Below are 12,280 nucleotides of genomic sequence, written 5' to 3' on the forward strand. Positions count from 1 at the left end.
TAGAAACAAGGGGTTTTTTTACCTCAGATTTGTAACATAAATGTCACAGGGCCATCATTGACCAGGTGCACCTGCATGTCTGCACCAAAACGCCCGCTCGCCACCTCGGCGTGCTGGGCCTGGGCTTGCTGCAACAAATAGTCAAACAACTCGGCTCCCAGCGCCGGTGGCGCGGCCGTCGAAAAGCTCGGCCGCATGCCGTTGCGCGTATCCGCCGCCAAGGTGAACTGCGACACCAGCAGCAAACCACCGCCCTTGTCCTTGAGCGACAGGTTCATCTTGCCCTGCTCGTCACTGAACACCCGATAGTTGAGGAGTTTGTGCAACAACTTATCGGCATGATCCCGCGTATCTTCAGGCTCGACCGCCACCAGCACCAGTAGCCCCTGATCAATGGCACCGACAATTTCGCCTGCCACTTCAACCCGCGCGCCTCGCACGCGCTGCAGCAGCCCCTTCATGCTTCTTCCAGGGGCAGATCGAGCAGACGCCGCGCCATCTGGTCGGCGGCACGTACCAGGGCATCGGTGATGCCCGGTTCGGACGCGGCATGGCCTGCGTCACGGATAACCTTGAGCTCGCTGTTCGGCCAAGCCTGATGCAATGCCCAGGCGTTGTCCAGCGGGCAGATCACGTCGTAGCGACCATGCACGATCACGGCCGGCAGGTGGGCGATCTTGGGCATGTCACGGATCAGTTGGTCGGGCTCCAGAAACGCATTGTTCATGAAATAGTGGCATTCGATACGGGCGATCGACAACGCTCGCTGCGGCTCGGAGAAACGATCGACCACCAGCGGATTGGGGCGCAGCGTGGCCGTACGGCCCTCCCAGGTCGACCACGCCTTGGCGGCATGCATCTGGGCAATCTGGTCGTTGCCGGTGAGGCGCTTGTGGAATGCCTTGACCAGGTCACCCCGCTCGTCCGCCGGGATGGGCGCGATGTAGTCCTGCCAGTAGTCGGGGAACAGGCGGCTGGCGCCCTCCTGGTAGAACCATTGGATCTCTTGCGGCCGGCACAGGAAGATGCCGCGCAGAATCAGACCATGCACCCGCTCGGGGTGGGTCTGGGCATAGGCCAGGGCCAGGGTCGAGCCCCAGGAGCCGCCGAACAGAACCCACTTGTCGATACCCAGGTGCTCGCGGATGCGCTCCAGGTCCTCGACCAAGTGCCAAGTGGTGTTGTTCTCCAGGCTTGCGTGCGGGGTGGAGCGGCCACAGCCACGCTGGTCGAAGGTGATGATGCGGTACAGGTTGGGGTCGAAGTAGCAACGGCTCTGGGCATCGCAACCCGCGCCCGGGCCGCCGTGGATGAACACCACCGGCAAACCTTCAGGCGAGCCGCTTTCATCGACATACAGCACATGCGGCGCTTCCACGGCCAGATCGTGCCGGGCGTAGGGTTTGATCTGCGGGTAGAGGGTCTGCATTGCGCACTCCGTGTGAGGATTAAGTCTGCCGTTGGGCATCATAAACCTGAATTGCGCTTTGAGCATGTGTCAGTGGTAGATCATGTTATGCACGTGCCCGGTAGCCCTTTTCATAGCATCGCAGCTCCATCAAGCGAGCGCTGCCCATGAATGACTTTTCGATCCCGCCGTCCCCAGACCATGAGGCCCACCCGCACCACCTGATTGCCGGCAAGGCGCCGGCCTGGATGCGCAATTTGCCCCCTGACACCTATCGCCACCTGCGCACGGCGGCGCGTCCCCGCGCACCGTGGTTCGAGCAGGCCTGCCTGGAGCGGCCAGCGGCCGCTCGGGCACTGGTGGCGGAATACGGCAGCTACCGACGCGCGCAGGAGCAGGCGCACACCTTGCTCGCGTCCTTGCCACCGCTGCAAGGGTTTGCCTGCGAGCAACTGACCCAGGCCATCGAACAACGCTTCGGCCTGCGCCTGGACGTGACCCGGACCTACCTGATCAATGCCAGCAAAGCCGTGGCCTATAAACGCTCTCTCACTGGCGATCCATTGGTTGACAGTCAGCGTGCGCTGAAGCTGGCCACCCAGTCGCTGTTGCACTGCGCACTGCAGAACTTCGAAGCAGCCGAGACCCACGCCGAGGGGCTGGACGTTGACACACTCACCTCCAGAGTGGTCGACAGCAACACCTTTTTGGCACTGCAACCCCTCGGCCGCCCCATTGCCATGGCCGCACCGGCATTCGCAGCACTGGTGCGGGAACTGGACATCGGCGGGCAATACCAGACGATGATCGATGCCGTCTACGCACCTTCGACCACGCCCCCAGCGCCGTCCGATGCCTGGCAGGCCTTCAGCGACACGGAACGCTCGGCCTTTCGCCTGCAGGTACATATGGCCTTTCTGACCAACGCCATCGACGAATCCCTTTGTCAGGCGCTGCTGAAGCTTGCCGACGATGGCCAGGCCGACTACCTGGGCAGCCCGATACGCTGTGCGTTCCTCGAGGTGTTCGGCGTAACCCTGACCGGCGCGATGGCCATAGGTGTTGTCCCTTCACCCGAGCGATTGCTGGCCTACGACGTGACGCTGCTGCCCTATAAAGAGGTGCTGATCACTTACTTGCCAGGCGCACCTGCGCCTTTGATGGTGCACACGACCAGCCATCAAGTGCAGGCCCACGTGAGCCAACAGATTTCCACCCTCCCTGTGGCTGAACTGCGGGCACTGGTGCCTGAGCGTCATCAGCACGATTTCCTAGAAAAGGCCAGGCAGGAGGCTGCGCACTGGGTCGCAGTAACCTTGCAGCCGCTGCGCCGGCCCTTTGTCGACGCCCTGGTGCACCAGAAGTACCAGCGGCTCAAGGACGACGCTCGCTTCCACGCCGTCCCCACCGCACTCGAAGACCAGAAGACGACCCAGAAGCGCATCAGTTACTTTTCGCAGCTGGCGTTCAACGCCATCAACGTAGGCGCGTTTTTCGTACCCGGCCTGGGCCAGTTGATGATGGGCCTGTCCGTCATCCAGCTGAGTTACGAAGTATTCGAAGGGTTCGAGAGCTGGGCCGATGGCGATCGCGATAAAGCCTTGGACGATCTTCTGGATGTGCTGGAGAACCTTGCGCTTACCGCCGCCCTGGGTACCGCAGGCCGTGCAGCAGGCACACCGGCCAATGAAAAGATCCCGGTCGAAAGGCCGTCGTTCATCACAGAACTCAAACCCGTCGAGCTGCCCGATGGCCAAACACGCCTATGGCTCCCCGACCTGCGCCCGTTCGCCCATGACATCGTGCTGCCTGCCGACCTGCAGCCGGACGAATTCGGCGTGTACCAGCACCAGGGCAAAATGTGGCTGGCACTGGAAGACCAGACCTATTCGATCCGCCAGCATCCCCAGACCAACGACTATCACCTTGAGCACCCACGCGGGCCTGAGCGTTACCAACCTCGCATGCTCCACAACGGTGCGGGTGCCTGGTTGCAGGAAGATGAACGGCCGCGCGAATGGCAAGGCTTGAAACTGTTCCGCCGCCTGGGGCATCTGACAGCCGCATTCGACGACCAGGCCGCACGGCAGATCATGCAGGTCAGCGGTACCTCGGAGGATGTGCTGCGCCGGGTGCTTGCAGAGCGCGAACCCTTACCGGCGTTGCTGCAGGACACCTTATTGCGCTTCAAGCTGGACCACGAACTGGAGCGGTCCCACCCAGAGGCGCCACCGCACACACGCGCTACCCTGTTCGAGCAGCGCTATGCAGCCAGCTTGACAGCACAGGGGCCGCGAGCCGAGCTGGTTCGCAGGGTCTACCCCACGCTCCCCAGGCCTGTGCTGGAAACACTGCTGCCCAGTGCGGACGAGGCCGAACTGCAGGCCCTGGATCACGGGAAGATTCCCGGACGGCTGGGCGAGGAAATCCGCTGTTTCCAACACCATATCCGCCTCGCTCGCGCCTACGAAGGCCTGTACCTGCGCGCGCCACGCAACTGGGACAGTGAGCGCCTCATCCTGCACACCCTGGCACAGCTTCCCGGCTGGCGCGCAGACCTCCGGGTCGTGCTGGAGCAACGCCGGTTTTCGCCAGGCCAGGTCGACAGCATAGGCCCACGACAAGCGGCACTGCAGCGGTCGATCATCTGTGCCAGGGCTGGCTACATCGTTGGGGACGCCGTCGACCTGGACCAGGAGCCGGTGATTCACGACACCTTGTATGACGCTCTCTACGAGGCGCTCACCCCTTCGCTGCGACAGGCGCTGGCCCTCGACCACGGCACGGCGCTCCGACAGAAAATCCAAGCCGCCCCCCTGCTTGCGCGTCAAACCCTCAGGGAAGTGCTGGGCATGCGGCTTGCACGGCCAGGTTATACCTCACCCATGCGCCTGGCCGACGGCCGTCTGGGCTACCCGCTTAGCGGCATGCGCGCCCGCAGTGGGAGCGTTTCGCGCCACAGCCTGCTCAATGTGGTGCGCCAGCTCGGCCAGACCGTGGCCTCGCCCCGCGCCGCCGAACTCATCCTTTCGGCAATGGAAAACAGCGGCATGAGCCGAAGCGCCATCCAGGCCCGGTTGCAGCAATTGAGAGCGCAGAATGCCGAGCTGCAGGACCGCTTGAACGACTGGCACCAGGCGAACCCGACCAGCCCCCCACAGCGCCAGACGGTGCTGGATGAGGTACGTCAGGCAATACTGCAGTATTGGTACGACACAGCCTTCGCGCCCGCTATGGGCAATGCCCCGACATTGCGCCTGCAAGGCGTATCGCTGCACGAGATACCAACCCGGTTGCCTGATTTTTTTACCACAAGCGTGCGCAGTCTCGAACTGGTCGATACAGAGCCCGGAGGGTTCTTGAACTGGCGGCAACACGAGACCGGTCTGAGCGACCTGCTCCGGCAGTTTTCAGGGTTACGCGCGTTGACCATCCAGCGCGGCTACACGCCGGACAGCCCGCCTTCTGCCTTTGCGCTCAGCCTGCCGCTGATCGCCGAGCATCTGCGCGAGCTCGAATCGCTGAGCCTGCTGAACCAGAACATCGCCATTTCCGCATACGATGTGACGCAACTGGCCCAACTGCCACGCCTGCGAAGGCTGGACTTGAGTGGCAACCGCCTTGCCGACCGCAACCCACCCGATTTCAGCGAGCTCGAGCTCGACTACCTTGGCCTGGAGCGCTCGCTGCTGGATCACTGGCCGATGGGCTTGAATCAGGCGGCGATGACTCGCATCCGTGAAATTTCGCTGCGCGACAACAGTATCCGCACGTTACCGGCGTTGCTGCTGGAGGAGTATCACGGCTCGCCCGACCAGGCCCACGTCTCCCTCCAGGGCAACACCCTCATCGACGAGCATGTGTTGCGTGTGCTGCTGAGTGAAGATGGCCACGCAGAGCGCCTGAGCTTGAGTGTCACGCCCAACGTTCAGGAAAGCCTCACCCATCACCTGGCTCAACGGCGCCACTTGCGTGAAGTGATCGATCAGTGGGCCAACGCCTCCGGCTCCAGCGCAGCGCCAAATCAGGCCGTGCTTGCCAGCCGGAACAGCATCGCTACGGCGCTTAACGCGTTCTGGCACGCCCAGGAACAGGGCCGGACACAAACTACGCTGCGCCTGGACAACATTGCCCTGCACCTTTTCCCCACCGAGCTGCCCGGTTTCTTCACCGAACGCGTTCGCAGCCTGGCGCTGGCACACGTCAGCGGCACCACCGCCCAACTGGAACGGGTACTCAGGCTCTTTCCTCAGTTGAGCCGCCTGACCTTAGACGACTACCTCGAGGCGCAACGTTCACTACCCTTGGCCATCACGCACCTGACCCAGTTAACCGACCTGACGATGCGCAACATGGGCTTTGTGATCGACCAGCAGGCGCTCGACAGTATCGGGCGGCTTACCCACCTGGTTTCCCTGGACCTCAGCGGTAACCGCCTCGGCGCCATCAGCGAGGCGCCAGCGACATTGCAGGGCCTGCGCAGGCTGGACCTGAACAGCACAGGGCTGACCCAGTGGCCCGACTGGGTGAACAGCTTGCTGCCCTTGGACCTGCTGGAGCTGAGCGATAACCGCTTGACCGAGCTGCCGCCGTTCATCGTTGAAAATGCTGAAAACGACTTCCCCATTTCGTCGATTTCGCTGTACGGCAACCCACTGACCAACGACTTGATCAACCGCGCGCGGACCTCCTCGACCAGCAGCTATACCTTTGCCCTGGACCTCCCGGACCACCTCCTGCCCACGGACTCCTCCGATGAAGGCTCCATCGGCAGCCACCTGCACATCCCTGTGCTGGACACCAGCGAAGATGCGCCCAACGTCGAGGACTGGCTGCACGGCACCGCTGATGAGAACCAGGCGCTCAAAGACACCTGGCAACAGCTTGACGCGGCAGGAGACGCCCAGAACCTGCTCGCCCTGGTGGGTCGCCTGCGCCGCGCCGCGCCGTATCGCAATGGGCAGAGTCGTCAGACGTTCAGCCAGCGGGTTCGCATGGTTCTGGTCAAAGCGCTCGTCAGCCCGGATAACCGCGCACTGTTCAATGCCGTGGCCCAGGAGGCACTGGTGCAGCCTGATACCGGTAACCAGACCTGCCACGATGGTGCGCTGCTGGTATTTCAGAACCTTGAACTGCTGATCGCCAACCAGGAGCTGGTGATCGAGGCCGCTGACTCGGAGGAAAACCTTTACCGCGAGCTGCGCCGCTTGTACCGCCTGCACGAGCTCGACACCATCGCGCGCCGCAGGGCTGCAGGCAGGGACGAAGCGGAGGTTCGGCTGGCCTATCGGTACCGCCTGAGCAGCGAGCTGGATCTAGGCGTGCCGCTGGATCGCATGCTCTACGAGGCAAGCGCTGATGTACACCGCAGCGAACTGGACAACGCGATCACGCAGGTGCAGAACGGCGAGCGGGGGGAGGCGTTTCTGAGCTTTGCCGCCGACAACGCGCGCTGGGTCGAGCACTTGCGTCAAGCCCATGTCGACCGCTTCGCGGCGATAGAACAGGCCTATCAGGCTGAAGTGACAGACCTGCCCGACCGGTTTCCCGGCAGCACGCTGGAAGCGCTCGAAGGCGAGTTCGAGGCGCTGGCCCGCAACAAACTGATGAAAGAACGCAACCTGATCCGCGAGCTGACCATACGGGCAGCCCCGGATCGCACGTGAACCCTACCGGCCAAACCTGAGCTGGCCCCACTCCAGGACCGTACGCAGTAATTGCTGCAGCACGGCCTGGGTGGGGACGGCTCGGTCTTCGCGGTAACTGAAGGGTTCTTGTTCATCCATGTAGGTACTCTGGGCCAGCTCCAGTTGCACCGCGTGAACACGGTTGGCCGGGTCACCATAATGGCGGGTGATATGGCCGCCCTTGAAGCGCCCATTCAGTACATGGCTGTAGCCCTGGGCCTGGGCACATACGCCCTGTAGCTGCTCAGCCAGCTCGGGGTCGCAACTGGCGCCGTTGAAGGTACCCAGGTTGAAGTCCGGCAGCTTGCCGTCGAACAGGTGCGGGATCTGCGAGCGGATCGAGTGAGCATCCCAGAGCAACGCATAGCCAAACTCATCACGCAGGCGCGCCAGCTCAGCCTGAAGCGTCTCGTGATAGGGCCGCCAGATTGCATCGAGGTAGGTTTTACGCGCTTCGGCAGACGGCACCTTGCCGTCCTTGAACAGTGGCTGCCCGTCGAACAGAGTGGACGGGAACAGCCCTGTGGTGGCGCCCGCGTAAAGCGGTTTGTCGTCATCCGGGCGGTTGAGGTCGATGACGAAACGCGAGTACTCGGCGGCCAGCACGCTGGCACCCAGTTCGCGGGCGAAGTCATACAGGCGCGGGATGTGCCAGTCCGTATCAGGCAGGCTGCGCGCCTGATCGACCAGGCCATCCTGCACGCTCGAAGTTAGCTTCAGGCCCGCATGGGGCATGCTGATCAGCAGAGGCAACCGGCCCTTGTGGAAATTCAATACCTTGTCCATCTCGCCTCGCTCAGTTGGAAATTTCGTGGCCCCGGCGCACCACGCGCTTGGGCAGGTCGCCACCGAGCCAATAGGCCAGGTCGGCGGGGCGTTCGATTTGCCAGGCGACGAAGTCCGCCACCTTGCCGGCCTCCAGCGAGCCGTGGCTCTCACCCAGGCCCAGGGCCGTGGCGGCATGCACCGTCACACCGGCCAGCGCTTCTTCCGGGGTCATGCGGAACAACGTGCAGCCCATGTTGAGCATCAGGCGCAGCGACAGTCCTGGCGAGGTTCCCGGGTTGAGATCACTGGCCAGGGCGATCTTCACCCCATGGCGGCGCAGGGCGTCCATCGGCGGCAACTGTGTTTCACGCAGAAAGTAGAACGCGCCCGGCAGCAGCACGGCGACGGTGCCAGCCGCTGCCATGGCGACAGCGTCTTGCTCGGTCATGAACTCCAGATGGTCGGCCGACAACGCCTGGTAACGCGCCGCCAGGCTTGAGCCATGCAGCGACGACAATTGCTCGGCGTGCAGCTTCACCGGCAGGCCCAGCTCGCGGGCCTTGATGAACACCCGCTCGACTTGCGCCGGGGAGAATGCCAGGTGCTCGCAGAACGCATCCACCGCATCCACTAACCCTTCTTCCGCCAGGGCCGGCAGCATCGCGTTGCAGATGTGTGCAATGTAGTCATCTGCCCGCCCCGCATATTCCGGTGGCAACGCGTGGGCGGCCAGGCAGGTGGTGCGAACAGACAGCGGCAGTTCATCCGCCAGGCGCCGGGCCACGCGCAACATCTTGCGCTCGTTGGCCAAGTCCAGGCCATAGCCCGACTTGACCTCCAGCGTGGTCACGCCATCGCGCATCAACGCCTGAACGCGCTGGCGAGCGCTGGCGAAGAGTTCGTCTTCGCTGGCTGCACGGGTGGCCCGCACGGTACTGGCAATGCCACCGCCTTGTGCGGCGATCTCGGCATAGCTGACGCCCTGCAGGCGCTGTTCGAATTCACCGCTGCGATTGCCACCGAACACCGCATGGGTGTGGCAATCGATCAGCCCCGGGGTCACCCAGGCGCCGCCCAGGTCGACACGGCGGGCGATCTCCAACGGCGGGACATCGCTACGTGGGCCGACCCATTCGATCAACCCGGCATTGCTGATGATGGCCGCATCCTCGATGATCGAGTAGCTGCCCTGGGCCATGGTTGCCGCATGGCAGTGCTGCCAGAGGGTTCTCATTCACTGTCTCCGTAACTGGCGAAGGCGCCGCGGTGTCGGGGACGGCACCGGGCACTTCGAAAATCAACAACCTGTGGGCGATGGTGGTGCGGCCCTGCCGGCATTACAGGCTTGGCAGCACGCCGGCGGGCAACAACCCTGTCAGTTTCCCTTCGGCCAACAACGCGCTGGCTACCTCGATATCGGGGGAGAAGAACCGGTCGCGGTCATAGTGCGGCACTTCGCGGCGCAGCACCTGGCGCGCCTGCTCAAGCTTGGCCGAGGTTTTCAGCCCCTCGCGCAGGTCCAGGCCCTGGCACGCGCCCAGCCACTCGATGGCCAATACACCACGGGTGTTCTCGGCCATCTCCCACAGACGCTTGCCCGCGGCGGGTGCCATGGACACATGGTCTTCCTGGTTGGCCGAGGTCGGCAGGCTGTCGACACTGTGTGGATGCGACAGCGCCTTGTTCTCGCTGGCCAGGGCCGCCGCCGTGACCTGGGCGATCATGAAGCCGGAGTTGACCCCGCCGTTTTCCACCAGGAACGGCGGTAACTGCGACATGTGCTTGTCCATCATCAGGGAGATACGGCGCTCGCTCAGCGCGCCGATTTCAGCGATGGCCAAGGCCAGGTTGTCGGCCGCCATGGCGACGGGCTCGGCATGGAAGTTACCGCCCGAAACCACATCGCCTTCGTCGGCGAACACCAGAGGGTTGTCCGACACCGCGTTGGCCTCGATCGCCAGCACGTCAGCGGCCTGGCGCAGCTGGGTCAGGCATGCGCCCATGACCTGAGGCTGGCACCGCAGCGAGTACGGGTCCTGAACCTTGCCGCAGTGCTTGTGCGACAGCGATACTTCGCTGGTGTCGCCCAGCAGGTCGCGGAAGCAGGCGGCCGTGTCGATCTGCCCAAGCTGGCCACGCGCGGCATGGATGCGCGGGTCGAACGGCGAACGCGACCCCAGCACCGCCTCGACGGTCAGGCCGCCGCAGGCGATGGCCGCGGCGAACAGGTCTTCGGCCTGGAACAGGCCGCGCAGGGCATACGCGGTGGACGCCTGGGTGCCGTTGAGCAGCGCCAGGCCCTCCTTCGCGGCCAGGGTCAGCGGCTCGAGGCCCGCCACCGCCAGGGCCTCGCTGGCCGACAGCCATTCACCCTTGTAGCGGGCCTTGCCCTCACCCAACAACACCAGCGACATGTGCGCCAGCGGCGCCAGGTCGCCGGACGCACCGACCGAGCCCTTGAGCGGAATATGCGGGTAGACCTCAGCATTGACCAAGGCGATCAGCGCATCGATGACCTTGCGGCGAATGCCGGAGAAACCACGGCTGAGGCTGTTGATCTTGAGCACCATGATCAAGCGCACCATGGCGTCGTCCAGCGGCGCACCGATGCCAGCGGCGTGGGACAGCACCAGTGAACGCTGCAGGTTTTCAAGGTCATGGCTGGCGATACGGGTCGAGGCCAGCAGGCCGAAGCCGGTGTTGATCCCATAGGCGGTGCGATCCTCGGCGATGATCCGCTCGACAACGGCAACGCTGGCATCGATGGCCGCACCTGCACTGGCATCCAGGCTCAGACGCAGCGGTGCCTGGTGAATGCGGCGCAGCTGGGCCAGGGTCAGGCGGCCAGGAATGAGGTTCAGGGCTTCCATGGGCTTACTCCTTGTGATTGTTCAATGCAGTGTCGACAGCACCGGCTGCGGCCCTTGCGATGCTTTCAACAGCGCAGCGGCCTGGGCGATGTCCGGCGCCAGCCAGCGGTCCTGCAGGTAAGGCGGTACCTGCTCACGGAGCAGGCGCCAGGCGGCGCCGGTACCGACACCGAAGCGCTGCTCCTTGAGGAACTCGAAAGCCTGAGCTGCCAGCAGGTACTCGATCGCCAGTATCTGGGTGCAGTTCTCCAGCACCTGGTGAAGCTTGAGCGCGGCGTTGGTGCCCAGGCTCAGGTGGTCTTCCTGCAGGCCCGAGGTGACATAGTTGTCGAGCACTGCCGGTTGCGCCAGCTGGCGGTTCTGCGCGCACAACGAGGCGGCGACGTATTGGGCGATCATCATGCCGGAGTTGACCCCCGGTTCACTCACCAGGAACGCCGGCAGGCCACTGACGTGCGGGTTGACCAGGCGATCCAGGCGGCGCTCGGCAATCGAGCCGATCTCGGCCATGGCGATGGCCAGCAGATCGGCAGCCATGGCCACCGACTGGCCGTGGGGGTTGGCCTGGGACACGACACGGAAATCTTCCGGGGTACCCAACAGCATCGGGTTGTCGCTGACCCCGTTGAGCTCGGCCTCGATCTGCCGCACGGCATGGGCCAACTGGTCGCGAGCGGCACCGTGCACTTGCGGAATCGAACGAATGCTCAATGCATCCTGAGTGCGGATGCCTTTGCTGGAGGCGATCACTTCGCTGTCAGCAAGCAGGGCGCGCAGGTTTTCACCCACCTGCTGCATGCCCGGGTGCGGTTTGAGCGCGATGATCTCGGGGTCGAAGGCTGCGATCTGGCCACGCTGGGCCTCGAAGCTCATGGCACCGATCACGTCGGCCCATTGCAGCAAGCGGCTGGCGTCTTCCAGGGCCAGGCTGGCCAAGCCGGTCATGCACGGCGTGCCATTGACCAGGCACAAGCCGTCCTTGGCCCCCAGCTGCACCGGTGCCAGCCCTTCGGCGGCCAGGGCCTGAGCCGCCTCGACGACCTGCCCTCGGTAACTGACCTTGCCGATGCCCAGCAGGCATACGCCGATATGGGCCATGTGGGTCAGGTAGCCGACGGAGCCCTGAGATGGAACCTGCGGCGTAATACCGTGGTTGAGCAGGGCCAGCAGCGCTTCGACCACCGCGCGCTGGATACCGGACTTGCCTTTGCTGTAGTTGGCAATGGCGGCACAGATGATGGCCCGGGTTTGCTCGTCAGGCAGCACTGGGCCCACACCACAGGCGTGGCTGAGCAGGGTGTTGCGCGACAGTTGGCTGAGCTGCTCACCCTGTAACGACACGTTGCACAGCGCGCCCAGGCCGGTATTCACACCGTAGGCCCGCTCACCGCTTTCAACGATATGGCGCACGATCGCCTGGGCATTGTCGATCCCCGCCCACACCGCCGCAGCCAGCTCCAGGCGTGCGCCATGTCGGGCCACGGCGGCGATGTCCTGCCAGCGCAGTGGGGCGGTAGTGATGACTACAGTTTCAGCTTGTGACATGG

At 63.9% G+C, this 12,280-nt stretch carries 7 protein-coding genes; 1 reads left to right on the plus strand and 6 read right to left on the minus strand.

Annotation, left to right across the window (positions count from 1 at the left end; genetic code table 11):
- Nucleotides 1-23: 23 nt before the first annotated feature.
- Both dtd and pip read right to left on the minus strand, forming a co-directional pair.
- The gene (gene dtd, locus APH34_RS06475; RefSeq protein ID WP_054900351.1) at nt 24-461 is read right to left on the minus strand and encodes a D-aminoacyl-tRNA deacylase; all 438 of its coding nucleotides are present in this window, start codon (nt 459-461) and stop codon (nt 24-26) included.
- Nucleotides 458-1,429: a prolyl aminopeptidase gene (gene pip, locus APH34_RS06480; protein WP_054900352.1), complete on the minus strand. Its 972-nt coding sequence runs from the start codon at nt 1,427-1,429 to the stop codon at nt 458-460. The genes dtd and pip overlap by 4 nt, the downstream gene beginning before the upstream one ends.
- Before the next feature lie 146 nt (nt 1,430-1,575).
- On the opposite strand from pip, the gene APH34_RS06485 reads away from it, so the two are divergent.
- Nucleotides 1,576-7,074, plus strand: a complete 5,499-nt coding sequence (locus APH34_RS06485; RefSeq protein WP_054900353.1) for a dermonecrotic toxin domain-containing protein — start codon at nt 1,576-1,578, stop codon at nt 7,072-7,074.
- 3 nt (nt 7,075-7,077) lie between these two features.
- On the opposite strand, the gene hutG is transcribed toward APH34_RS06485, so the two are convergent.
- From hutG to hutH (APH34_RS06505), 4 genes are all read right to left on the minus strand, one after another.
- Nucleotides 7,078-7,881 (minus strand): N-formylglutamate deformylase, encoded by an 804-nt coding sequence (gene hutG / locus APH34_RS06490; RefSeq protein ID WP_054900354.1) that lies wholly within the window; start codon nt 7,879-7,881, stop codon nt 7,078-7,080.
- A 10-nt stretch (nt 7,882-7,891) separates the two neighbouring features.
- A complete protein-coding gene (gene hutI, locus APH34_RS06495) occupies nt 7,892-9,097 on the minus strand; it encodes an imidazolonepropionase (protein ID WP_054900355.1) in 1,206 nt (401 codons plus the stop codon).
- Between the two features lie 103 nt (nt 9,098-9,200).
- Entirely contained in the window at nt 9,201-10,733 is a 1,533-nt protein-coding gene (gene hutH, locus APH34_RS06500) for a histidine ammonia-lyase (RefSeq protein ID WP_054900356.1), read from the minus strand.
- A 21-nt stretch (nt 10,734-10,754) separates the two neighbouring features.
- Nucleotides 10,755-12,278, minus strand: a complete 1,524-nt coding sequence (hutH, locus tag APH34_RS06505; protein ID WP_054900357.1) for a histidine ammonia-lyase — start codon at nt 12,276-12,278, stop codon at nt 10,755-10,757.
- Nucleotides 12,279-12,280: the final 2 nt, after the last annotated feature.

It is taken from the genome of Pseudomonas sp. NBRC 111131 (genome assembly GCF_001320525.1).
GTDB lineage: Bacteria > Pseudomonadota > Gammaproteobacteria > Pseudomonadales > Pseudomonadaceae > Aquipseudomonas > Aquipseudomonas ceruminis.

Coding starts and splice junctions, on each gene's coding strand:
- dtd (WP_054900351.1), bottom strand. CDS start 461: ATGAAGGGGCTGCTGCAGCGCGTGCGAGGCGCGCGGGTTGAAGTGGCA.
- pip (WP_054900352.1), bottom strand. CDS start 1,429: ATGCAGACCCTCTACCCGCAGATCAAACCCTACGCCCGGCACGATCTG.
- APH34_RS06485 (WP_054900353.1), top strand. CDS start 1,576: ATGAATGACTTTTCGATCCCGCCGTCCCCAGACCATGAGGCCCACCCG.
- hutG (WP_054900354.1), bottom strand. CDS start 7,881: ATGGACAAGGTATTGAATTTCCACAAGGGCCGGTTGCCTCTGCTGATC.
- hutI (WP_054900355.1), bottom strand. CDS start 9,097: ATGAGAACCCTCTGGCAGCACTGCCATGCGGCAACCATGGCCCAGGGC.
- hutH (WP_054900356.1), bottom strand. CDS start 10,733: ATGGAAGCCCTGAACCTCATTCCTGGCCGCCTGACCCTGGCCCAGCTG.
- hutH (WP_054900357.1), bottom strand. CDS start 12,278: ATGTCACAAGCTGAAACTGTAGTCATCACTACCGCCCCACTGCGCTGG.